Origin of the sequence: Amycolatopsis halotolerans (genome assembly GCF_042647905.1) — a bacterium.
Lineage (GTDB): Bacteria > Actinomycetota > Actinomycetes > Mycobacteriales > Pseudonocardiaceae > Amycolatopsis > Amycolatopsis halotolerans.
Genome location: NZ_JBHRWI010000011.1, coordinates 17,417 through 39,797 on the forward strand (window position 1 = coordinate 17,417; position 22,381 = coordinate 39,797).

Below are 22,381 nucleotides of genomic sequence, written 5' to 3' on the forward strand. Positions count from 1 at the left end.
GTCTCCATTGAGGAAGGAGGCAGCGTGCGACTGTCCTGTTTCGTGGTCCCCGGCGACATCGACGACCGCGGCGTGCCCAGCGGCGGCAACACCTACGACCGCCGCATGGCCGAGCACCTGCCGGTAGGGCTGCGGCCGGTCGGCGGTGCCTGGCCAGACCCTGACGAGGGCGCGAAAAAGCAGCTGGACCAGGTCTTCGCGCAGGTCCCCGACGGCGCGAAAGTGCTGCTCGACGGCCTGGTCGCCTGCGGAGTGCCGGACGTCCTCGCCTCGCATGCGGACCGGCTCGACCTGGCTGTCCTCGTGCACCTGCCGCTGGCCGACGAAACCGGCCTGGACCCGCAGCGCGCGGCTGACCTCGATGCCCGCGAGCGCCAGACGCTCCACCTGGCGCACCAGGTCATCGTCACCAGCGCAGCCGCCGCCGGTGCCGTCGAGAAACGCCACGGCCTAGCCACTGTCCACATCGCGCCGCCCGGGACCGATCCGGCACCGCAGGCGACCGGAACCGACGGAGTGTCACAGCTGATCTGCGTCGCGGCAGTGACCCCGCGCAAGGGGCAGGACATCCTCCTCAACGTACTGTCCGAAGTGGACGACGTAAGAGTGGACTTCGTCGGCTCACAAACCCGAAACCCGGCCTACGCCAACGGCTTGAGCCACCCTCGGGCCCGCTTCACCGGCCCGCTCGACGGCTCAGCGCTCGAAGCCGCCTACGACCGGGCCGATCTGCTGGTCCTGCCTTCGCGCGCGGAGACCTACGGCATGGTCGTCACGGAGGCGCTCGCGCGCGGCATCCCGGTGCTGGCCTCGGACGTCGGCGGCATCCCCGACGCACTCGGCCGCACACCGGACGGCGAGCGACCCGGCGTCCTCGTCCCGCCCGGCGACGAAGCAGCGCTCGCGGTAGCGCTCCGAAGCTGGCGCGACGACCCTGAACTGCGGAAACGCCTCCGTGTCGCGGCTGCGGCGAGAGCGCGCACACTGGAGGGGTGGGCCGCCGCGGCGGCTCGGTTGCGCGGAATCTTGGCGGTGGGTTGATGCGGTGGCTGCGACTGCTGGCCGGGGCCGCGCTCATCGCCGCGCTGTGGTGGCGGCTGGGGACCGGGGCGTTCGCCGGTGGTCTGCGTGCCTTGGGCCCGGTTCCGATCGCGATAGCCCTCGTCATCGGCGTCGTGACGACGCTGGCGAGCGCGGCTCGCTGGCGGCTGGTCGCGGCGCGGCTCGGCCTGCACCTGCCGTTCCGCGAAGCCGTCGGCGACTACTACGGCGCGCAATTCCTCAACGGCGTCCTGCCCGCTGGCGTCCTCGGCGACGTGCACCGCGCGGTGCAGCACGGACGACGCTCTGGTGACGTCGGCCGCGGCGTCCGGGCGGTCGTGCTCGAACGCGTCGCCGGGCAAACCGTGGTGGTGGTCGCCGGACTCGCCGTTGTGGTCTTCCGGCCGGAGCTGCTGCCGCGTCAGGTGCTGATCTGCCTGGGGATCGTGGCGGTGGCGCTCGTTGTGGTGGCAGTGGCGATGCGGCAACGGCTCAGGCACGTCTGGGCGGCCGACCTCCGGACCGGCGTGCTCGGCGCGTGGCCCGGCGTCACCGGCTGGTCTGTGCTGGCCGTGGCGGGGCATCTGACGCTGTTCGTGGTCGCCGCCCGGGCGGCTGGCGCGACCGCGCCGTTGAGCGTCCTGTTGCCGCTGCTGGTCCTCGCGTTGCTGGCGATGGGCATGCCGCTCAACGTCGGCGGATTCGGCCCGCGCGAGGGCACTGCGGCGCTTTCGTTCGCCGCCGCCGGGCTGGGCGCGGAGCAGGGCGTGACGGTCGCGGTCGGCTACGGCGTGCTCGGTCTGGTCTCGACGCTGCCCGGAGGGGCGGTTCTCGCGCTCCGCCGGATGATCCGGCGGCCGGACCCGGACGCCGAGCCGGTATCGTCCGGCCAGTGGCAGCGGCTTTTCGGGCGATTCGGCGACGGTGGTTCGCGGCGCTGGCCCTCGTCCCCGTTCTGGCCGCCTCGGCCTGCGCGGCTTCGGACGCGTCGATCAGCCGGGCAGGCGACGTCGTGCACACCGCCGCCGGCGCCGTCCGCGGGGACGTCACTCCCGACCACCGGGTCTTCCAAGGCATCCCGTACGCGGCCGCACCCGTCGGGCAGCGGCGCTGGCAGCCGCCCGCCCCGGTCGAGCCCTGGGCGGGGGAGCGCGACGCCACGAAACCAGGGCCCCGCTGTCCGCAGGCCGCCGACGGAGCCCTGACCAGCGAGGACTGCCTCTACCTGAACGTCTGGACCCCGCCGGCCGGCCACACCGGGCGGCCCGTCCTGGTGTGGCTGCACGGCGGCGCGTTCCTCAGCGGAGGCGGCGACCGCTACGGTGCCGCCCGGCTCGTCGACCGCGGCGACGCGGTGGTCGTCACGCTCAACTACCGGCTCGGCGCGCTCGGCTTCCTCGCCGACCCGTCGCTCGGCCCGGAGCCGGGCAACTACGGCTTCCTCGACCAGCAGCAGGCGCTGCTGTGGGTGCGCGACAACATCGAATCCTTCGGCGGCGACCCGAACCAGGTGACGATCGCGGGGGAGTCCGCGGGCGGGATGTCGGTGTGCGACCACCTCGTCGCGCCCGGTTCGCGCGGGCTGTTCCGGGCCGCGATCATCCAAAGTGGACCGTGCCAGGCGCAGGCGACGCTGCCCGCCGCCGAAAACAAGAGCGTCGAGTACGCCGCCGCGCGCGGCTGCACCGACCGCAAGACCGCCGCGGAATGCCTGCGTGCGTTGCCCGTCAAGAAACTCCTGGCCGCTCCGGCGTACGGCTCGATCGCGGGCATCGAGATGCCCGGGCCGGTCACCGGCGGTTCGGTGCTGCCCGGCAAGGTTCCCGCCACCCCGGTGCCGGTCATGCTGGGCACGACGCACGACGAGTTCACGTATTTCCTCGCCGAGCAGGCGGCGGCCGGTCGCGAAGTCACGCGCCACGGCTACCCGCAAGCGCTTGCCGCCGTGTTCCCCAACGCGGCCGCGGTCGCTCGCGAATACCCGGTGGATGCGTTCAGCGGCAACGCTTCTCTCGCGTACGCGGCGGCTGTCACCGACTGGGCGTTCGCCTGCCCGACAGCGAAGCTGGCCAGTTCGCTGCCGAGCGTGTCGACGTACGAGTTCAACGACCCGACTTCACCGGCCGCGGCCGCGCTGCGAGCGCCGTTCCCGCTCGGGGCCACGCACACCGCGGAACTGCCGTACCTGTTCGATTTTGCCGAGCAGCCAACAACGTTCACCCCCTCTCAGCAGCGGCTCGCGGACCGGATGGTGGACGACTGGACGTCGTTCGTCCGCGGCGGCCCGACCGGCCAGTCGGTCGCGTACCGGCCGGGCGGCGCGCAGCCGTTGACCGGTTTCGCGAAAGATCACCACTGCGGCTTCTGGGCTTCTCTACGCTGACCGCATGATCGTGCGCGCCGAAGACCTCGACGAAGCCCTCACCTGCGTTTCCGCCACTCTCACGCCCGTCACCGGCGGTGACTGGACGCGGCCAGCGGGCGATCTCGAGTGGGATTGCCGTTACACCGCAGAGCACCTCGGCGACACGCTCCTGTCCTACGCCGCGCAGGTCGTGAGCCGCCCGGTCGACCGTTACGTGCGTTTCCTCGCCAAAACCGAGGACGACGCGTCCCCGGCCGAACTGCTCGAATTCGCGCTGACCGGCGGCCGTCTGCTCGCCGCCGCCGTCCGGGCCAGCCGGCCGGACGAACGCGCCTACCACCCGACCGGCAGCTCCGATCCGGCCGGTTTCGCCGCGATGGGCTGCGTGGAACTCCTGTTGCACGGCGACGACATCGCCCGAGGACTCGGCGTCGCGATCGATCCGCCGCGCGAGGTCTGCGCTCGCGTCGTCGCGCGGCTTTTCCCTGAGCAGGAGCCGATTCCCGACGCGTGGGAAGCTCTGCGCTGGTGCGCCGGCCGGATCGACCTGCCCGGACGACCGCGGCGGACCGGCTGGAAGTGGCGGGGCAGCCCGCTCGAGGACCGGTCGATTCCCGAGGAGTGAACACGCCTGCCCGCGGGCTGGTCACATCCGGTAGTCTTGACGACCAGGTCGAGAGGCGCTGCAACGGACCGGTGGTCCGCCACGCTCGGCCGGTACCACCATCCAAGGGCGCCTCCGTGAACTCATGCGGAGGTGGCGATGACCCAGAACCTGCGGAACCTGCTCGACCAGCGCGTCGTCGTGCTCGACGGGGCCTGGGGCACGATGCTGCAGGGCGCCGGTCTCGCTCCCGGGGACTACCGGGCGGACTGGCTCGAAGGGCACGAGAAGGACGTCACCGGCGACCCGGACCTGCTGAACCTCACGCGGCCGGACGTCGTGCTCGACGTGCACCGCCAGTACCTCGCCGCGGGCGCGGACATCACCACCACCAACACCTTCACCGCCACCAGCATCGGCCAGGCCGACTACGGGCTGCAGGACCGGGTGCGCGAGATGAACCTGCGCGCCGCGGAACTCGCGCGCCAGGCCGCGAACGAGTTCGGCAACCGGTTCGTGGCCGGGTCGATCGGGCCGCTCAACGTCACGCTGTCGCTGTCGCCGCGCGTCGAGGACCCGGCGTACCGCGCGGTCAGCTACGAGGACGTCAAAGCCTCGTACGCCGAGCAGATCAAGGCGCTCGCCGACGGCGGCGTCGACCTGCTGATGATCGAGACGATCTTCGACACCCTCAACTGCAAGGCCGCCATCACCGCGGCCCGCGAGGTCGCCCCGCACCTGCCGCTGTGGATTTCGGTGACCATCGTCGACCTGTCCGGGCGCACGTTGTCCGGCCAGACCGTCGAGGCGTTCTGGACCTCGATCGCGCACGCGCACCCGATGGTCGTCGGCGTCAACTGTTCGCTCGGCGCCGCGGAAATGCGCCCGCACGTGGCGGAACTGGCGAAACTCGCCGACACCTACACCGCGTGCCACCCGAACGCGGGCCTGCCCAACGCGTTCGGCGGCTATGACCAGACGCCCGAGGAAACCGGCGGCATGCTCGGCGAGTTCGCCGGAGCCGGGATGGTCAACATCGTCGGCGGCTGCTGCGGCACCTCGCCCGCGCACATCGCGAAGATCGCCGAAGCGGTCAAGGGCCTCCCGCCGCGGCCGGTGCCCGAGCACGAGCCGAGCACCCGGTTCTCCGGCCTGGAGCCGTTCAAGATCGGCGCGGACACCGGGTTCGTGATGATCGGCGAGCGCACCAACGTCACCGGGTCGGCGAAGTTCCGCAGGCTCATCGAGGCGGGCGACCACCAGGCGGCGGTGGACGTCGCGCTGGAGCAGGTCCGCGGCGGCGCGAACCTGCTCGACGTGAACTTCGACGCCGACCTGCTCGAATCCGAGCAGGAGATGACGACGTTCCTCAACCTGATCGCCACCGAGCCCGAGGTCGCGCGCATCCCGGTGATGGTCGACAGTTCGCGCTGGAGCGTGCTGGAGGCCGGGCTCCGCTGCGTGCAGGGCAAGGGCGTGGTCAACTCGATCAGCCTCAAGGAGGGCGAGGGCCCGTTCCTGGAGCAGGCCCGGCGCATCCGCGACTACGGCGCCGGCGTCGTGGTGATGGCCTTCGACGAGAAGGGCCAGGCCGACACCGCCGCGCGCAAGGTCGAAATCTGTTCCCGCGCTTACGATCTGCTCACCCGCGAGGCCGGTTTCGCCGGCGAGGACATCATTTTCGACCCGAACGTGCTCGCGGTCGCCACCGGCATCAGCGAGCACAACGGGTACGCGAAGGCGTTCATCGAGGCGCTGCCGCTGATCAAGGAACGCTGTCCGGGCGCGCACACCTCCGGCGGCATCTCGAACCTGTCGTTCTCCTTCCGCGGCAACAACGTCGTGCGCGAGGCGATGCATTCGGCGTTCCTGTTCCACGCCGTGCGCGCCGGGCTCGACATGGGCATCGTCAACGCCGGCCAGCTCGCGGTGTACGAGGACATCCCGAAGGACCTGCTGGAACTGGTCGAGGACGTCCTGTTCGACCGCCGCGAGGACGCCACCGACCGGCTCGTGGAGTTCGCCGAGACGGTCAAGGGCAGCGGCACCAAGCGCGTCGTTGACCTGTCCTGGCGCGAAAACCCGGTGCGGGAACGGCTTTCGCACGCGCTGGTGCACGGCATCGTGGACTTCATCGAGGAGGACACCGAGGAGGCCCGGCAGTCGTTCGACCGGCCCCTGGAGGTGATCGAGGGTCCGCTGATGGACGGCATGAAGATCGTCGGCGACCTCTTCGGCTCCGGGAAGATGTTCCTGCCGCAGGTCGTGAAGAGCGCGCGGGTGATGAAGCGTTCGGTCGCCTACCTCGAGCCGTACATGGAGGCGGAGAAGGCGAAAATGCAGGCCGAGGGCCGCATCGCGACCTCCCGCGGGCAGGGCAAGGTCGTGCTCGCCACGGTGAAGGGCGACGTGCACGACATCGGCAAGAACATCGTCGGCGTCGTGCTGGGCTGCAACAACTACGAGGTGATCGACCTCGGCGTGATGGTGCCCGCGGCGAAGATCCTCGACACCGCGGTCGCCGAGCACGCGGATGTCGTCGGGCTGTCCGGGCTGATCACGCCGTCGCTGGACGAGATGGTGTCGGTGGCGCAGGAAATGCAGCGGCGCGGGCTGAAGCTGCCGCTGCTGATCGGCGGCGCGACCACGTCGAAACAGCACACCGCGGTGAAGATCGCGCCGGCGTACGACCACACGACGGTGCACGTGCTCGACGCGTCGCGGGTGGTCGGCGTGGTGTCCGACCTGCTCGACACCGACCGTGCCGACGCGCTGGACACCGCCAACCGCGCCGAGCAGCAGCGGTTGCGCATCCAGCACGAGAACCGGCACTCGACGCCGATGCTGACTGTCGCGCAGGCACGCGCCAACGCCGAGAAGGTGTCGTTCGACGAGGTCCCGACGCCGGAATTCACCGGCGTGCGCGTGGTCGAGCCGTCGATTCCCGAGCTGCGCGAGATGATCGACTGGCAGTTCCTGTTCCTGGCCTGGGAGCTCAAGGGCAAGTACCCGGCGATCCTCGACCAGCCGGTCGCGCGCGAGCTGTTCGACGACGCGAACCAGCTGCTGGACGAGATCATCGAGAATGGCTCGTTCACCGCGCGCGGCGCGTACGCGTTCTGGCCCGCGCATTCCGAGGGCGACGACATCCTGCTCGACGGCGAGTACTCGGACTGGAAGTTCCCGATGCTGCGCCAGCAGACGCAGAAGCCGGAGGGCCGCGCGAACCGGTGCCTCGCCGACTACATCGCCCCCGCCGGTTACGGCGACCATCTGGGCGGATTCGCCGTCGGGATCCACGGCGCGGAGGACCTGGCCCGCAAGTACGAGGCCGAACACGACGACTACCGGGCGATCATGGTGAAGGCGCTGGCCGACCGGCTGGCCGAGGCGTTCGCCGAGTACCTGCACCTGGAAGCCCGCCGCCGCTGGTTCGAGCCGGACGTGCAGCCCGACCTGGCGGACCTGCACGCGGAACGCTTCCGCGGCATCCGCCCCGCGCTCGGCTACCCGGCGAGCCCGGACCACAGCGAGAAGAAGGACCTGTTCTCGCTGCTGGGGGCTGATGAGCTGGGGATCGGCCTGACCGAGTCGTACGCGATGACCCCGGCCGCCGCGGTGAGCGGGCTGATCTTCGCGCATCCGGAATCGCGGTACTTCACGGTCGGCCGGTTGGGGCGCGACCAGATGGAGGACTACGCGGCCCGGCGGGGCGAGGAACTGTCCGAGGTAGAGCGGTGGCTGCGGCCTAATCTGGCTTACTGAGTCTCTCGGGGGAACGACCGGTGCGGTCGTTCCCCCTTTTTCTTCAGAGTTCTGGCGGTTAGCTCCGCGCCGTCAGGGGCAGTCAGGGCCAGCCGCCGGCTGGTCGCCTTCGACGGCATGCAGGAACGCGTTCATGCCGGACGACGGGTGTCGTGCGGAAATCTCGTGCCGTCGCGGCGATGACGCTTTTCCAGGACGAGAGCGCGACGTACGGCTTGCGCGCGGAACGGCAGGTACTGGGAGGCGTCGATGCTTTTGCCCGCCCGTTTGTCCAGCGTGCGGCTCGCTCGCTCGATATCCGCGGTCGTGCAAAACTTGTCGAAGTCTTTGTGGTGCAGCACCAACCAGATTTCAAAGCACGGGTTCGAGATAGCCAGGCCGATGCCGTGCTTGCGGGCCAGGGAAACCGCGGTTTCGAGGTGTGGGTGGTTTCTGGGCCATTCGACGTCGAAGATGCACCAGCACTCGTCGATTTCAGGATCCTTGCCACGCTCGACCGCTAGCCGGACGAGCGTGAGCGGCACTCCGTGCTGGGGATGCAACTCGAGGTTGAGCGCGACGTCGCGAGCGATGTGCGGAAGTCGCTTCAATCCGTTGACGTAGTCCGGGCTCTGAGTTCTTTCCTTCAGTGAAGACCGCGATTGTCCGCCGTTCCGGTCGCTTCGCGATGGTGCGCTTCAGTGATTTAGCCTGCGTTCTGCGGGGAGACAATGCCGTTAGCCGATCAGGCCGAGCGAGCGGAGGAAGTCTGCTTGGTCAACTTGCGGAAGTGCTCCGAATCGGCCGTGCAGATAGGCGGTCTCCAGGTTCTGTGACTTGCGGACTCGCTCTCCGGCGAATTCGGCGAGCGCTCCCAGCCGGGTGGCGCCGCGCGAGTTTTTCTCGGTGAGCCAGACCTCGTCCCGGTTGAGATGGTTGAGCAGGTTCGTGTCGTGGGAGGTGAAGACGAGCTGGGCGCCGAGCGGGTTGGTGCCCGGGTCGTGGAACAGATGGACCAGCTGCGCGGACAGTGTCGGATGCAGGCTGGCATCGAGTTCGTCGAACAACAGCAGGGATCCCTCGTGCAGTGCGGTCAGAACCGGGCCGATGAGATGAAACCAGGTTCTGGTTCCATCGGACTCCGCCGCGAACTCCAGCGACGCACGCTCGTCGGCGATGCGGTGCACGAGCCGGATCCGGCGGCTGAGCGGTTCGAGTCCCGTCTGACCCGGATCGATCACGACGTCGTCGATGCCCAGGTCCGCGAGCCGCAAAAGCGCCAGCGCGCGTTCCCGGTCACTGTCGCTCCGGACATTCGGAAATGCGCCTTCCTCGAAGAGGGACGGCTGGTCGGATTCCTGGAAGAACCGAAAGGTCGACCGCAGCTGATGGGTGGATGGCGGCCTCCCGTCGCGATTTCGTGCCGTACCGTGCCTGCGGACCGGCCCGAGGGTTTGCGTGCGAACGATTGTCCGCGAAAAGTCGGAAACCAACGGCTCGTCGAATCGGCGTGCGATGGACAGCGCCAGCGTTCGCTCGGTCAGAAGCTCCCGGGTTCCGGAAAGCTTGCCGAGTCCGCGCTGGAGCTTCAGTTCCTGGCCCTCGCGCTCGAAAATTCGACGCCGCTTCTTTTCCGGGTAGTGGAAGAGTCCCTCGTAGCGCACCTTGGCGGCATCCAATTCGAGGACGTACTCGAACCGTACCCCGTCGATCGTGGACTCCACTGTGAACTGGCTGGGAGCGGTGGGACCGGCGCCGAAGGCGAACGGCTCGACCGGGATCTCCTCGTCCCATGTCCGCAGTGAATGCTGCACGGCGTCGCGAAGCCAGGCGAAGGCCGCGATGATGTTGGACTTTCCGGATGCGTTGGGGCCGAACACTGCTGCCACCGGCAGCAGGCTTTCGCCGAGCATCGGCTCCTCCCTCGCGGCTTCGCGGTCCCGGTCGATCGCGACCATGGACAGCTCCACGGGGTCGTCGATCGACCGGTAGTTCGAGGCCTCGAAGCGGATCAGCATGGACTCAGCATAGCTTCCTTCTCGCGGTAATGTTGCAGGAAGGATCCTGATTTCGTCAGATCAAGACGAATATGCCCCTCTGTCGACACCTGTGGTGTCGTCAGGTTGGTCGGCTCAGGACAGCAGTTCGGCGAGCCGCTCCGTGTCGCGCAGGTACTGCTCGTACGGGAAACCCGCCTTCAGCAAGGCCTCCCGAAACTCGTCCCGAAGCGGTTTCCCCGTGTCGTGGAAGGCTGTCCGGCCCGCGTCGGTGAGAGTGACCAGCCGTCGTCGGGCGTGGTCGGGGTCCTGGCGCACCTCCACGAGCCCGGCCGATTCCAGCGGGCGCAGTGCGCGGCTGATCGCCGGGTCGGATACCGACATCGCCTGCGCCAGCTGATGCTGCGTCGCGGGTTCGATGTCTTCCACTGTGCCCAGCAGTCGCAGCTGGCTGTACGTCAGTCCGCCTGAGCCGTCCGCGCGCTGCCGCGCGGCTTCGCCCAGGAGGAACACCACTCGATGCAGCGCTTCGGCAAGTCCGTCGTCCACGAGGGCGAGCCTACCAGGAGTGTTGACGAGTTAATATTAACTATGCAAGACTCATCGGCATGGAGATCCCTTACGTCGCTCAGACCCTGTTCCCCCTGATCTGGCCGCTGATCGCGGTCGTCGGTGCGGTGGTCCGCACCCGGAAGAGCCCCTCGCCGCAGGCCAGGCTCGAGACCTGGCAGCGGTGGTGGGCCGGCGCCGCGCTCGGGTGCGGCAGCCTGTGGATGGTCCTCGCGTTCCTCGGCGCGCCGGGCATGATGGCCGAGGTGATCGGGTTCGCCCCGTCGGCGTTCCAGTTCGAGATCGCGTTCGCCAACCTCGGGCTCGCGGTGATGGGCTTCCGCGCCGCCTCGGCCTCGGCCACCGCGCGGGAGCGCATCACGGTCGGCCTCGGGGCCGGGATGTTCCTGTGGGGCGCGCTGATCGGGCACGTGTACCAGTGGTTCGCGAACGGCGACCACGCGCCGGGCAACACCGGTGGCGTCCTGGTCTGCGACCTGCTGTTCCCGGCGGTGCTGATCGTCCTCGCGGTCCGTTCGAAGCGGCTGGTCGCGGCCAAGCAGCCGGAGCTGGTCTAGCCGACCTGCGCGGCTCGGCGGCGGGGTTTAGTTTCTACGCCGTGGCAAGACTCAGTGTGGTCCGATTCGGACTGGTCGCGGGGCTGGCCGTGCTCGGGGCCGGGGCGGCAGTGCTCAGCGCGGCGGTGTCGGCGTGGTGGTGGTTCCTGGCGGCGCCGTTGCTCGTGCTCGCGGCGACCGGGGGGTACGACGTGGCCCAGCGGCGGCATTCGGTCCTGCGGAACTATCCGGTGCTCGGCCACCTGCGGTTCTTGCTCGAAAGCATCCGGCCGGAATTGCAGCAGTACTTCGTGGAACGCAACTTCGACGGCCGCCCGTACGACCGCGATGTCCGGTCCATAGTTTATCAACGCGCCAAGGGCACGGCCGCGGAAGAACCATTCGGCACCGAGCGCGACGTGTATGCCGAGGGATACGAATTCCTCGTCCCGTCACTCGCGCCGGTGCCGGTTCCGGATACCGTGCCGCGGGTCCGGGTCGGCGGGCCGGACTGCGAGCAGCCGTACGAGATGGCTTTGCTGAATGTGTCCGCGATGAGCTTTGGTTCCTTGTCCAGCAACGCAATCCTCGCGCTGAACCAAGGAGCCGCCCGAGGCGGTTTCGCCCACGACACCGGCGAGGGCGGCCTGTCGGAGTATCACCTGCGCGGCGGCGGCGACCTGATCTGGGAAATCGGCACCGGGTACTTTGGCTGCCGAACCTCCGACGGTGACTTCGACCCCTCGACCTTCGCCGACAAAGCCGCGCACGACTCGGTGAAATGCGTTTCGCTCAAACTTTCGCAAGGCGCGAAGCCCGGGATGGGCGGGGTGCTGCCGGGTACGAAAGTGAACGCGGAAATCGCCCGGGTGCGCGAGGTTCCCTTAGGGGAGACCGTGGTTTCCCCGCCGTACCATCGAGTGTTCTCGACGCCGCGTGAACTGGTGCTGTTCATTGCCCGGATGCGTGAGTTGGCTGGTGGCAAGCCGACCGGATTCAAGCTGTGCGTCGGTTCGCGGGTGCAGGTGCTGGCGGTGTGCAAGGCGATGCTGGCTGAAGGGGTTACGCCGGACTTCATTGTGGTCGACGGTGCCGAGGGCGGTACCGGTGCCGCTCCGCTGGAGTTCGCGGATCACCTTGGCACGCCGCTCACCGAGGGCTTGCACACTGTCCACAATGCACTGGTCGGCACCGGATTGCGGGACCGGATCCGGCTCGGGGCGAGCGGAAAGGTCGCTACCGGGGCGGATGTCGTGAAGCGGCTGATCCAGGGCGCGGACTACACGAACGCCGCGCGGGCGATGATGTTCGCGGTGGGGTGCATTCAGTCGCAGCGGTGCCACACGAACAAGTGCCCGGTGGGGGTCGCGACGCAGGATCCACGCCGGGGGCGGGCGCTCGACGTGGGGGACAAGACCGAGCGGGTGCGGCGTTATCAGGAGGCTACGGTCGCCTCGGCGATGCGGATCATGGCGGCGATGGGGGTGTCGGATCCGGCCGAGCTGTCGCCGCAGTTGCTGCGACGGCGGGTGGATGCGCGGACGGTGCTGTCGTATAGAGAGTGGTACGACTGGCTGTCGCCGGGGGAGTTGCTGGGGGATCCGCCGAAGGGGTGGGCGGAGGAGTGGGCAGCGGCCGATCCGGACCGGTTCGCCTGAGCGAGCCTTTGGGTACCGTCGATGCGTGATCGCTGGTGAGCAGCCGGGCTTGGACGAGATCGAGGCGCGTTTCGTGGCGCTTCTCGACGGGCGGATGACCCGCGACGCGGTGGACCGCTGGGCGGGTCGGTGGCTGGCCGACGACGGGCTTTCGTGGGACGAGCTGAGCCTGTGGGCCTTGCGTCTCCTCTTCGGAATCGATCTGCCGCGTGGGCCCGGTGGCGACTATCTGCATGACGACAGCCAGATACGGGATTGGCTGGTCGAGCTGAGGAGACGGCGCGCCCGATGATTCGCTGTGGTTCGCGCGAGCGGGTTCGGGTCGCCGGACGCGGGCGGGCGGCGCTTCCGTCCGGTTGACGTGCGGTTCACCGCAAGTGGCGTGCGCCGGACCCGCTGATGGCCGAGCGGAGGCACGGCCGGGCGGGGGTCTCGCGCAGGGGCCGACCGGCGGTCCACTGGCGATCCGTCCCCCGATCGGGCAGGATCGGGGCCCGTGGCTTCGGCAGACGGGCAGGACATGGGCGACCTCGAGGTTTCCGTCCGGTGGAGGGGACCGGCCGCGGTCGTGACCGTGGGCGGCGAGATCGATCTGGTCACCGCGCCGGAACTCGGCGAGTTCGTGGGCGGGGTGCTCGAGCGCGAGCCCGGCGTGCTGGTCGTGGACCTGCGCGCGGTCGACTTCCTCAGCTCGTCCGGGCTGCAGGTGCTGGCCGGGGCGCATCGCCAGCTCACCGCGGGCGCGTTGCGGGTGGTGAGCACGTCCTCGATCACCTCGCGGCCGTTCACGACCACCGGACTCGACGAGTGGATCTCGCTGTTCCCCTCGGTCGACCAGGCGCTGGCCGGGGTGGCCGGAGCGGGCGGTTGACCATGGACGTGCAGGAGGACACCCGCGCGCTGAGCTGTCACGGGATCGTGGCGGAGCCGGAGGCGTTGCGCGCGTTGCGGCACCGGCTGCTGGCGTGGGCGCTGGAGTCGGGCATTCCGGATGATCGCGCGCACGACATCGTGCTGGCCGGGTACGAGGCGCTGGCTAACGTCGCGGATCACGCGTACCCCGGGGAACCGGGGCTGGTGGATCTCGACGCGGTGTGCCGCCCGGACAGCGTCGAGGTCGTGATCAAGGACCACGGGGAGTGGCGCCCGCCGGACGAGACCGAGGCCGAGGACGACCCGGTTTCGGTGCGCGGACGCGGATTGCTGCTGGTGCAGGCGACTGCGGATCGGGCGGACGTGCGGACCAGCGCGGACGGCACGGTGGTCACGTTGGGGTGGCAGCTGGACTGAGGACCGGTTTCGCCCCGGTTCGGGTTGGGGCGGGCTGCGGTTTGGCGGAGTGTCGGCTGAGCGGGCCAGTGCACGTGACATGGTGGTCGCGTCGGGGCGGCACCTGGGCTGAGGGGCAGGTCGGCCGAGGCGGGCGAGGATCCGGTTCGGTGCGCGGAAAGATCAGCTCACCGGTTCGGCGGCGCGCCGCCGCAACAGGTACCGCTGCACCTTCCCGCTCGGGTTGCGCGGCAGGTCCGGGATGAACTCCACCCGTCGCGGGTATTTGTACGGCGCGGCAAGGGATTTCGCGAAGTCCTGCAGTTCCCTCACCTTCGCGTCGTCGCCGAGAACGCCGTCGTTGAGGACGACGTAGGCGGCGACGATCGAGCCGCGCGCGTCGTCCGGGGCGGCGACCACGGCGCACTCCAGCACGTCGGGATGGCGCAGCAGCACCTCCTCCACCTCGGGACCGGCGATGTTGTAGCCGGACGAGACGATCATGTCGTCGCTGCGGGCGCGGTAGTGGAAGTAGCCGTCGGGGTCGCGGACGTAGGTGTCGCCGGTCAAGTTCCAGCCGTCCTCGACGAAGACGGTTTGCCGGTCGTCGGCCAGGTAGCGGCAGCCGGTCGGGCCTTGGACGGCCAGGCGGCCGGGGGTGCCGTCGGGGACGGGGCGGCCTTCGTCGTCGACGATTCGCGCGCGGTAGCCCGGGACGGCGCGGCCGGTGGCGCCCGGGCGGGCGTCCTCGTCGGCGGCGGAGATGAAGACGTGCAGCATTTCGGTGCTGCCGATGCCGTCGATGAGCCAGTGGCCGGTCGCCTCGTGGAAGTCGGTCGCGACGGACTCGGGCAGTGCCTCGCCTGCCGACACCGCGCGGCGCAAACCGGAAAGCAGCGGGCGGTGGTCGGACGCCAGGATCGCCCGGTACGCGGTGGGCGCGGTGAACAGGACGGTCACGTGGTGCTCGGCGACGAGGTCGGCCAGTTCGGCCGGAGTGGCGCGTTCGACGAGCAGCGTCGCGGCGCCGGCGTGCAGCGGGAAGACCAGCAGGCCGCCGAGGCCGAAGGTGAACGCCAGCGGGGGAGTGCCGCAGAACAGGTCGGTTTCCCGGGGTTTGACCAGGTGCCGGGAGAACGTGTCGGCGATGGCGAGCAGGTCGCGGTGGAAATGCATGGTCGCCTTGGGACGGCCGGTGGTGCCCGAGGTGAAGGCGAGGAGGGCGACGTCGTCCGCGGCGGTGTCGACGTCCTCGAAGGTCTCGGCGCGGGTGGCGCAGCGGGCGGCCAGATCGTCGGGAGCGTCGCCGCCGTAGCCGATTAGGGGGAGGTCGAAGGACCGCAGTTCTTCGGGATACCGGTGGTCGCAAAGGGCGATGACGGGCGTGCTCGCTTCGATGATTTTCGACAGCTCGTGCGCGCGCAGCATGGGCATGGTGGCGACGGCGACCGCGCCCGCTTTCAGGACGCCGAGCCAGCACGCGGCGAGCCACGGGGTGTTCGGCCCGCGCAGCAGCACACGGTTCCCCGGCACGACGCCTTGTGCGGTGAGTTCGTGGGCGATCTGGTTGGCGCGGGTCAGAAGCTCGCCGTAGGACCAGGATTCGGTGGGGGACAGCAGCGCGGGACGGTCCGCTCCCCAGCGCGCGATCGTGTCGTCGAGCAGGCGAGTGGCCGCGTTGAGCCGGTCGGGGTACTGCAGTTCGGGCAGGTCGAACCACAACCGCGGCCACTGCTCGAACGGCGGGAGGTGATCCCGGCAGAACGTGTCGACATGCGCACTCGGCTGGAGCTGCACCACGTGCCCCCATTTCGGACGACGGCCATTCACGCGTCCAGCTACTGTAATACGTTTTACGACCGTCAGGAAGACGCAACATCGGACGGCGCTCGCGAGGGCACGGAGCGCAGTCGGGACGCGGTTGCCCGAGGGGTGCGGCGGCTCTGGAACGGCGTGGTGGCCGGGCGCGGAGCTGTTCGAGGAAGGCGGCCATCCGGTCGGCGAGCGAAAATCGCGCTGCGGGACACGGCTGGTTGCGGCTTCGGGTGGGCTGGGCGGAGTGCCCTGGCCGCAGGGGCCTCGCTCCGGGCCGCCGCAGCTGGTGCGAACTTCGGGGCGCCCGGGCAGGGGCGATTGTGGTGCGCGGGCCGGGGACCAAGCCCTCGGCGCGGCCGCAGGTGGTCGGGCGGCAGCGGATGGTGCCGGTCAGGAGCGGAGTTGCTCGCGGAACTTGGTGATGGGCTCGCGGAGCAGATCGTCGTAGTCCTCGGCGGTGGTGTCGATCGCGGCGATAACCCGTTCGAGCCGCTCCAGGTGGTCCGGTCGTGCGTGCCAGTGGGACGGCGGGACGCGCATCGTCGACGCGAGGAGGTCGCCGGGATAGAGGTCGCCTTCGCAGAGCGGGTTTTGCTCCAGCATCGCCAGCGCCCGCGGCACGAGGATCGGCGCGCCGACGTCCTGGCCGAGCAGGAGGCGGAGGTCCTCGGCGGTGAGCAGGCCGATGGGCTTGCGCCGCAAGCGAAGCACGGTCGCGATCAACCGGGTCGCGTCGGCGGGAGGGTCTCCCCAGTCGGAGTTTTCGATGTGCTCCAGCGACTGGGCGGACCGGTCGGCTCGTCGGGACATGGGAGGCACCTTCCGGCGAGGATTTTCGCATCGGCGCGGCAGCGAGAAGTCCGTGAGGGGAACCCCGAGGGACTCAGGGGTCCCCTCACGGAACGCGGCTGCTCAGGCGTGGGCGTCCAGGTAGGCGGGATCCGGGGGAGGGATCGGGACATCCGGTTGCCCGGCCAGGAGCTGGTTCATCGCGGTGAAGTACGGCGGTGCGGCGACCGTGCCGCCGAAGGCGCCGTGGCCGCAGTCGCCCAGGTGCACCGGGGTGCCGGGGCAGATTTCCTGGGGGTGGGGGCCGTCGGCGAAGACCATGGAGGACACCGCGTAGTGGTCGACCCCGCCGACGAACGCGACGGATTCGCTTTCCTGCGTGGTTCCGGTCTTGCCGATGTCCGGGTGGGTCCACCCGGCCGACTGGGCCGCGCGGGCGGACGTGCCGACGGTGGTGTCCTGGCTCAGCCCGGCCTCCAGCGTGTTCGCGACGCCGGGCGGGATCACCTGTTCGCAGGCTTGCTGGTGCAGCGAAACCGGCTGGCCGTGGCGGTCGGTGACGGACAGGATCGGGTCGGGCGGGCACCACATGCCGCCGCTCATCAGCGTTGCCGAGACGTTCGCCATCTCCAGCGGGCTTACCGGGCTGTTGCCCAGGGTGAAGGACAGCAGGTTCTGGAAGTACTGCGACTGCGGTTCGTTGTATTGCGGGTTCTTCGACCGCGCGTCGGACGGGTCGGTGATCGGTTTGCTGCCCGCGTCGTTGGTCGCCATGGTGTTGCGCAGCCCCAGTTTCCGCGCCATGTCCAGCACCGCGGGCATGCCCACTTGCGCCTCCAGGCCGACGAAAGCGACGTTCGGCGACGTCGCCAGGCCCGCGGACAGCGAGATCGGGTTCGGGTAGCTCGTGCCGTCGTTGCTCACCGGATAGCAGTGCGTGTACCGGTTCATGTCGGGCGGGTTGAAACAGTCGCTGAACGGGTTCGTCAGCGGCGTGTTCAGGCCCGCTTTCCCGGTGACCATCGCCGCGGCCGAGGTGAAGATCTTGAACGACGAGCCCGCGCCGAACTTGTTGCTCGCGTCGGCCACGATGTTCGTCGACGTCTCGCCCTGGTCGGGGTCAGTGCCGTAGTTGCGGTTCGCGACCATCGCGAGGACCTGGTGCCCGTCGCTGCCGGGCTGCACGATCGCGAAGGTGTTCGCGACGCCGTCCTGGGCGGTCGGCACGTTCGCGTTCACCGCGTCCTTCGTCACCTGGCTCACGTGCGGGTCCATTGTGGTCTTCACGGTGTACCCGCCGGTGTCGATCTGGTCGGCGGTGAGCCCGGATTGCACGAGGTAGCGCACCGCGTACGCGCAGAAGAACCCGGCGTCCGGGGCCGCGCCGAGGCACGTGCTCGACGGCGCCTGCGGCCGCGACCCGCTGAGGCCCAGCGGAGTCGCCTTCGCGGTCGCCCCGTAGGACGCCGGGATCGAGCGCGCCGACACCATCGAATCGATCACCAGATTGCGCCGTTGGAGCGCCTTGTCCGGATGCGTGTACGGGTTGTAGACGTTGGGGTTGTTCACCATCCCGGCCAGCAGCGCGGCCTGCGGCACGGTCAGTTTGTCCGCTGTCGTCCCGAAATACGCCTGCGCGGCGGCTCCGACGCCGTAGACCGTGCCGGTGTACTCGACCACGTTCAGGTAGTCGGCCAGGATGTCGTCCTTGGACACGGTCTGGCTCAACTGCACGGCGATCTTCGCCTCGCGCAGCTTGCGCGCCAGCGAATCCTCCTGATCCCGTTGCTGCGCCGCCTTGTCGTTGCGGTCCACGACGTTCACCAGGTAGTTCTTCACGTATTGCTGCGTGAGCGTGGACGCGCCCTGCAGGTTCCCGCCGGAACTGTTGTGCACCGCGGCGCGCAGCATGCCCTGCGGGTCGACGCCGCCCTCGCTGTAGAACCGGCGGTCCTCGATGTCGACGATCGCGGCTTTCATCGCGGGGGAGATCTGCGCGGGAGTGACCGGAATGCGGTACTGCGCGTACAAAGTCGCGATCGTCCCGCCGCTGCGGTCGGTGACCGTGGTGACGAGCGGCGGCTCCGCGTGCACCAGATCGGCGGAAATGGAGTCGACGGAATCGCTCACCTGGTTGGACAGCACGCCGGCTCCGATCGCGACCGGGGCCAGCGCGCCCGCGACGAGAATCCCGGCCAGCACGCACAATCCGAGGAACGGGGCTATCCCCCTGCGACGAGACACGGTTCCCACGTTATGCCTGTCCTCGTGAGAAACCGGTGTGCGGACGAGGGTGTTTCATCGAGCCAACCTTCCGAGCAGAGCCGAAGCGACCGCGATCGCCAATGCGGTCGCACCCACTAAGACGCCGAAGTCGGCCCCGAGGTTCGCAGGGGTGCCGATCAAGAGTCCCCGCAAGGCATCGACTTGGTAACTGAGCGGGTTCGCATGGCTCAAAACCTTGAGCCAGGACGGCATCAGGTTCACCGGATAGAGCGCGTTGGACCCGAAAAACAGCGGCATCGTGATCGCTTGGCCGATGCCCATCAGCCGTTCGCGCGAAAGTACCAAACCGGCGATAACGATCGAAAGACAGCAGAAAAAGGCCGAACCGAGCACAACGGCCACCGCGGTGCCCAGCAGCCGCAACGGATTCGCGGTCAGCCCGACGCCGAGCAGCGCGGCGAGGATCACCACGATGAACGCCTGCACGAGCGCGCGCACTCCGGCCGCGAACGCCTTGCCCGCCACCAGTGCCGCACGCGGTGTGGGCGTGACGAGCAGCTTCGCGAGGACGCCAGCGTCGCGCTCCCAGATGATCTGGATGCCGTAGAAGATGGAGATGAATAGCGCGGACTGGGCGAGGATGCCGGGCGCGAGGTAGTCGAGGTACGGCACCGATCCGGTCGGGATCGCGCGCAGCCGGGTGAACGTTTCGCCGAAGATGAGCAGCCACAGCGCGGGCTGGATCGCCCGGGTGAGCAGTTCGGTCTGGTCGCGGCGAAGTTTCTGCAGTTCCACCAGGCACATCGCGCCGATCCGGGAGAACAGGACGCGCAGCTGTCCCAGCGGGCCGGGGTCAGCCGAGACGGCGGGCGGTGCGGCGAGCGGCACGGACATCGCGGATCCCTCCTGTGTCGAGCGCGTTCCCGGTGACGGTCCGGAAGACGTCGTCCAAAGTGGACTCCGGGCCGAGCCCGGCTTCGAGGTCGGCCGGGGTGCCGAGCGCGCGGATCCGGCCGGCGTGCATCAGTGCCACGCGGTCGCAATACTGCTCGGCCTCGTCCATGTAATGGGTGGTGACGAGCACGGTCATCCCGGTTTTGGCGCGGATCTCGGAAATCCGCTCCCAGACCGCCGAGCGCGCCACCGGGTCGAGGCCGATGGTCGGCTCGTCGAGGATCAGCAGCCGGGGCGAGCTGACGAGCGCCTGTGCCAGTTCCAGCCTGCGGATCATGCCGCCGGAGTAACGCCCGGCCGGGCGATCCGCCTCGCTCTCCAGGCCGACCAGTTCGAGTGCTTCGCGCACTTGGGAAGCACGCTGGGCCCGTGGGACGTCGAAAAGCCGGGCGAACAGCGCCACGTTCTCGCGGCCGGTGAGCGCGCCGTCGGCGGAAAGCTGTTGCGGGACATAGCCGATCAGCCTGCGGACGGCCATCCGGCGGCGGGCGACGTCGAGCCCGAAGACGCTGATGCGGTCCGCGGAGACGGGCAGCAGCGTCGTGATCATCCGGATCGTGGTGGTTTTCCCGGCTCCGTTCGGGCCGAGGAGACCGAAGACTTCGCCGGACTCGATGGCGAGATCCACGCCGTCGACCGCGACGGTGGTGCCGAAGGCGTGCCGCAAGTCAGTGCAGCGGACAGCGGGTTCGCTCATGCCGTGTCCTCCTTGAGCACCTCGGTGAGCCGCTCGAGAGCGGGCAGCGCGGCGACGATCGCCGTCGTGTCCTCTTCGGACAGTTGAGTGAGCGCGGCGGAAACCAGGCCGATGCGAGTACGCCGCCAGGCCGCCATCCGGTCCCGGGCCGCGTCGGTGAGCTGCAATCGCGCGGCCCGGCGGTCGGCGGGGTCGACTTCGCGACGCAGCAGGCCCGCCTCGGTGAGCACGTTCACGAGCGTGCTCACCGAATTCCCGGCCAGGCTCAGCTCCCGGGCCGCCGCCGCGACGCCGATGCCCGGATTCCGGTGCACCACGCGCAGCAGTTCCACCTGCGAGCCGGGCAGATGCGGCCCGGGCAGCTCGGCGCGCACCCGGCGGCGCACGACCCGGCGTACGCCCAGCACGGCGGTGAGGACGCGTTCGGCGAGGTCGATCCGGGGTGCGGGCATGCCGCCAAGTTAGCTCTGACTCAGAGTCTTTAGCAACACTAAATGTCCCGTTCGCCGGAAGCCTGCTGATTCATCCCCGGCGCAGGAGCAGGGCGACGCCCAGCGCGATCATCGTCGCCGCGATCACGCCGTCCAGGATCCGCCAGGCCGCGGGGCGGGCGAACACATCGGACAGCCGCCGCGCGCCGAGGCCGAGGGCGCTGAACCAGACCGCGCTCGCGACCACCGCGCCGATGCCGAACAGCCAGCGGCTGTCGCCGTGTCCGGCCGCGACGGAGCCGACGAGGAGAACGGTGTCGAGGTAGACGTGCGGGTTCAGCCAGGTGAGCGCGAGGCAGGTGAGGAGCGTGCGCTTCGGCGAGGTCAGGTCCGCCGGGGAGACGGCCAGCGTGCCCGGGCGGAAGGCGCGGCGCGCGGCGAGGATCCCGTACCCGACAAGGAAGAGCCCGCCGACGATCGCGATCACCTTGATCCCTGACGGCCACCGCTGCAGCACCGCCCCGATCCCGCTCACCCCGGCGGCGATGAGGACCGCGTCGGACAGCGTGCACACGAGGATCACCGGCACGACGAGGCCGCCGCGCAGCCCTTGGCGGAGCACGAAGGCGTTCTGCGCGCCGATGGCGACGATGAGGGACAGGCCGGTGCCGAATCCGGCGGTGAGAGCAGCGATCACCCCGCCGACGTTAAGAGCGGGAGCGACCATTATTCCAGGTAAAGATTCTGAACTAAGATAAGCGATTGTGATGTCCGATCTTCCGCTCGACCAGGTCCGCACCTTGCTCGCGGTGGTGGACGAGCAGTCGTTCGACCGCGCCGCGGCGGTGCTGCACGTGACGCCGCCCGCGGTGAGCCAGCGGGTGAAAGCGCTGGAGCAGCGGATCGGCCGGGTGCTCGTGCTGCGGTCGAAACCCGTGCGGCTCACCGAATCCGGCGAGGTGCTGGTGCGGTTCGCGCGGCAGCTGACCCGGCTCGAAGCGGACACGCGCGCGGAGCTCGGCCTCGGCGGTCCCGGCCTGCCGACGACACTGCCGATCGCGGTCAACGCGGACTCGCTGGCCACCTGGTTCCTGTCCGCGCTCGAGGAGGTCCCCGCCGAGCCGCCGGTCTCGTTCGACCTGCGCAGCGACGACCAGGACCACACCGCCGCCCTCCTGCGCGAGGGGCTGGTGATGGCCGCGATCACGGCGACGCCGCAGCCGGTGCAGGGCTGCACGGTCAGCCGGCTCGGCACGATGCGGTACCGCGCGGTGGCGTCCGCGGAGTTCGCGCGGCGCTGGCTGGACGGCGGCTCGCTGGCGGAGCGCCTGCCTGCCGCGCCCGCGGTGCTGTTCGATCGAAAAGACGATCTGCAGGACCGGTTCCTGCGTCGGCTGACCCGCCGCACACTGCCGGGCCGGGTCCGGCACTACATCCCGGCGTCGGTGTCCTTTGTGGACGCGGTGGCGGCCGGACTGGGGTGGGGAATGGTGCCGGACCTGCAGCTGACCGGGCGGGAACTGGTCGACCTCGCGCCGGACCGGGCGGTGGACGTGGCGCTGTACTGGCAGCAGTGGAAGCTCGACTCGCCGTCGCTGGCCGCGGTGGCGGAGGCGGTGGGCAGGGCGGCCGGGCGCGCGCTCGGGCCATGACCGCGGATCAGCAGACAGAACCTGCCCGGACCA

At 69.5% G+C, this 22,381-nt stretch carries 20 protein-coding genes, 1 pseudogene and 1 riboswitch; of the genes and pseudogenes, 11 read left to right on the forward strand and 10 right to left on the reverse strand.

Annotated features, from left to right (window positions below; all coding sequences use genetic code 11):
- The first annotated feature begins 24 nt into the window (after positions 1-24).
- From ACFORO_RS07605 to metH, 5 genes and pseudogenes are all read left to right on the forward strand, one after another.
- The gene (locus ACFORO_RS07605; protein ID WP_377870698.1) at positions 25-1,041 is read left to right on the forward strand and encodes a glycosyltransferase family 4 protein; all 1,017 of its coding nucleotides are present in this window, start codon (positions 25-27) and stop codon (positions 1,039-1,041) included.
- Positions 1,041-1,802 (forward strand): annotated as a pseudogene (locus tag ACFORO_RS07610) (lysylphosphatidylglycerol synthase domain-containing protein); the annotation flags it as partial. The gene ACFORO_RS07605 and the pseudogene ACFORO_RS07610, both read left to right, overlap by 1 nt.
- A gap of 251 nt (positions 1,803-2,053) precedes the next feature.
- Positions 2,054-3,424, forward strand: coding sequence for a carboxylesterase/lipase family protein (locus tag ACFORO_RS07615; protein ID WP_377870697.1), 1,371 nt, complete (start codon positions 2,054-2,056; stop codon positions 3,422-3,424).
- Positions 3,425-3,428: 4 nt separating this feature from the next.
- Complete coding sequence (locus tag ACFORO_RS07620) at positions 3,429-4,031, forward strand: maleylpyruvate isomerase N-terminal domain-containing protein (RefSeq protein ID WP_377870696.1); 603 nt, start codon at positions 3,429-3,431, stop codon at positions 4,029-4,031.
- Positions 4,032-4,075: 44 nt separating this feature from the next.
- Positions 4,076-4,152: riboswitch (S-adenosyl-L-homocysteine riboswitch) on the forward strand.
- A 17-nt stretch (positions 4,153-4,169) separates the two neighbouring features.
- Entirely contained in the window at positions 4,170-7,775 is a 3,606-nt protein-coding gene (metH, locus tag ACFORO_RS07625) for a methionine synthase (RefSeq protein WP_377870695.1), read from the forward strand.
- Between the two features lie 131 nt (positions 7,776-7,906).
- On the opposite strand, the gene ACFORO_RS07630 is transcribed toward metH, so the two are convergent.
- From ACFORO_RS07630 to ACFORO_RS07640, 3 genes are all read right to left on the reverse strand, one after another.
- On the reverse strand, positions 7,907-8,365 hold the full coding sequence (locus tag ACFORO_RS07630; RefSeq protein WP_377870694.1) for an RloB family protein: 459 nt from the start codon (positions 8,363-8,365) through the stop codon (positions 7,907-7,909).
- A 126-nt stretch (positions 8,366-8,491) separates the two neighbouring features.
- A complete protein-coding gene (locus ACFORO_RS07635) occupies positions 8,492-9,772 on the reverse strand; it encodes an AAA family ATPase (protein ID WP_377870693.1) in 1,281 nt (426 codons plus the stop codon).
- 114 nt (positions 9,773-9,886) lie between these two features.
- On the reverse strand, positions 9,887-10,300 hold the full coding sequence (locus ACFORO_RS07640) for a MarR family winged helix-turn-helix transcriptional regulator (RefSeq protein ID WP_354744662.1): 414 nt from the start codon (positions 10,298-10,300) through the stop codon (positions 9,887-9,889).
- A 59-nt stretch (positions 10,301-10,359) separates the two neighbouring features.
- Here ACFORO_RS07640 and ACFORO_RS07645 point away from each other — a divergent pair, with 59 nt between their 5' ends.
- The 5 genes from ACFORO_RS07645 (at position 10,360) to ACFORO_RS07665 (ending at position 13,805) form a co-directional block, all read left to right on the forward strand.
- Positions 10,360-10,878, forward strand: a complete 519-nt coding sequence (locus ACFORO_RS07645) for a DUF6790 family protein (protein ID WP_377870692.1) — start codon at positions 10,360-10,362, stop codon at positions 10,876-10,878.
- A 41-nt stretch (positions 10,879-10,919) separates the two neighbouring features.
- On the forward strand, positions 10,920-12,515 hold the full coding sequence (locus ACFORO_RS07650; protein ID WP_377870691.1) for an FMN-binding glutamate synthase family protein: 1,596 nt from the start codon (positions 10,920-10,922) through the stop codon (positions 12,513-12,515).
- Between the two features lie 25 nt (positions 12,516-12,540).
- On the forward strand, positions 12,541-12,807 hold the full coding sequence (locus ACFORO_RS07655; RefSeq protein ID WP_377870690.1) for a hypothetical protein: 267 nt from the start codon (positions 12,541-12,543) through the stop codon (positions 12,805-12,807).
- A gap of 204 nt (positions 12,808-13,011) precedes the next feature.
- Complete coding sequence (locus ACFORO_RS07660; RefSeq protein WP_354744654.1) at positions 13,012-13,386, forward strand: STAS domain-containing protein; 375 nt, start codon at positions 13,012-13,014, stop codon at positions 13,384-13,386.
- Positions 13,387-13,388: 2 nt separating this feature from the next.
- Positions 13,389-13,805 (forward strand): ATP-binding protein, encoded by a 417-nt coding sequence (locus ACFORO_RS07665; RefSeq protein WP_354744677.1) that lies wholly within the window; start codon positions 13,389-13,391, stop codon positions 13,803-13,805.
- Positions 13,806-13,967: 162 nt separating this feature from the next.
- Here the strand turns inward: ACFORO_RS07665 and ACFORO_RS07670 are convergent, their stop codons facing one another.
- The 7 genes from ACFORO_RS07670 to ACFORO_RS07700 form a co-directional block, all read right to left on the reverse strand.
- On the reverse strand, positions 13,968-15,581 hold the full coding sequence (locus ACFORO_RS07670; protein WP_377870708.1) for an AMP-binding protein: 1,614 nt from the start codon (positions 15,579-15,581) through the stop codon (positions 13,968-13,970).
- A 408-nt stretch (positions 15,582-15,989) separates the two neighbouring features.
- Positions 15,990-16,409, reverse strand: a complete 420-nt coding sequence (locus ACFORO_RS07675) for a contact-dependent growth inhibition system immunity protein (RefSeq protein WP_377870689.1) — start codon at positions 16,407-16,409, stop codon at positions 15,990-15,992.
- Between the two features lie 102 nt (positions 16,410-16,511).
- Positions 16,512-18,641, reverse strand: a complete 2,130-nt coding sequence (locus ACFORO_RS07680; protein WP_354744650.1) for a transglycosylase domain-containing protein — start codon at positions 18,639-18,641, stop codon at positions 16,512-16,514.
- Between the two features lie 45 nt (positions 18,642-18,686).
- Positions 18,687-19,508 carry an ABC transporter permease gene (locus tag ACFORO_RS07685; protein ID WP_377870688.1) on the reverse strand — a complete coding sequence of 274 codons (822 nt, stop codon included), beginning with the start codon at positions 19,506-19,508 and terminating at the stop codon, positions 18,687-18,689.
- On the reverse strand, positions 19,468-20,265 hold the full coding sequence (locus ACFORO_RS07690; protein WP_377870687.1) for an ABC transporter ATP-binding protein: 798 nt from the start codon (positions 20,263-20,265) through the stop codon (positions 19,468-19,470). Before ACFORO_RS07690 ends, ACFORO_RS07685 begins: the two co-directional genes overlap by 41 nt.
- Positions 20,262-20,717, reverse strand: coding sequence for a MarR family winged helix-turn-helix transcriptional regulator (locus ACFORO_RS07695; RefSeq protein WP_354744644.1), 456 nt, complete (start codon positions 20,715-20,717; stop codon positions 20,262-20,264). The genes ACFORO_RS07690 and ACFORO_RS07695 overlap by 4 nt, the downstream gene beginning before the upstream one ends.
- Before the next feature lie 70 nt (positions 20,718-20,787).
- Positions 20,788-21,423 (reverse strand): LysE/ArgO family amino acid transporter, encoded by a 636-nt coding sequence (locus tag ACFORO_RS07700; RefSeq protein WP_377870686.1) that lies wholly within the window; start codon positions 21,421-21,423, stop codon positions 20,788-20,790.
- A 40-nt stretch (positions 21,424-21,463) separates the two neighbouring features.
- Between ACFORO_RS07700 and ACFORO_RS07705 the strand changes: the two genes are divergently transcribed.
- The gene (locus ACFORO_RS07705; protein ID WP_377870685.1) at positions 21,464-22,348 is read left to right on the forward strand and encodes a LysR family transcriptional regulator ArgP; all 885 of its coding nucleotides are present in this window, start codon (positions 21,464-21,466) and stop codon (positions 22,346-22,348) included.
- Positions 22,349-22,381: the final 33 nt, after the last annotated feature.

Bases quoted from the DNA above. Each gene is read 5' to 3' on its own strand.
- ACFORO_RS07705 (WP_377870685.1), top strand. From the start codon at position 21,464: ATGTCCGATCTTCCGCTCGACCAGGTCCGCACCTTGCTCGCGGTGGTG.
- ACFORO_RS07685 (WP_377870688.1), bottom strand. From the start codon at position 19,508: ATGTCCGTGCCGCTCGCCGCACCGCCCGCCGTCTCGGCTGACCCCGGC.
- ACFORO_RS07675 (WP_377870689.1), bottom strand. From the start codon at position 16,409: ATGTCCCGACGAGCCGACCGGTCCGCCCAGTCGCTGGAGCACATCGAA.
- ACFORO_RS07700 (WP_377870686.1), bottom strand. From the start codon at position 21,423: ATGGTCGCTCCCGCTCTTAACGTCGGCGGGGTGATCGCTGCTCTCACC.
- ACFORO_RS07665 (WP_354744677.1), top strand. From the start codon at position 13,389: ATGGACGTGCAGGAGGACACCCGCGCGCTGAGCTGTCACGGGATCGTG.
- ACFORO_RS07695 (WP_354744644.1), bottom strand. From the start codon at position 20,717: ATGCCCGCACCCCGGATCGACCTCGCCGAACGCGTCCTCACCGCCGTG.
- ACFORO_RS07635 (WP_377870693.1), bottom strand. From the start codon at position 9,772: ATGCTGATCCGCTTCGAGGCCTCGAACTACCGGTCGATCGACGACCCC.
- metH (WP_377870695.1), top strand. From the start codon at position 4,170: ATGACCCAGAACCTGCGGAACCTGCTCGACCAGCGCGTCGTCGTGCTC.
- ACFORO_RS07645 (WP_377870692.1), top strand. From the start codon at position 10,360: ATGGAGATCCCTTACGTCGCTCAGACCCTGTTCCCCCTGATCTGGCCG.
- ACFORO_RS07620 (WP_377870696.1), top strand. From the start codon at position 3,429: ATGATCGTGCGCGCCGAAGACCTCGACGAAGCCCTCACCTGCGTTTCC.
- ACFORO_RS07690 (WP_377870687.1), bottom strand. From the start codon at position 20,265: ATGAGCGAACCCGCTGTCCGCTGCACTGACTTGCGGCACGCCTTCGGC.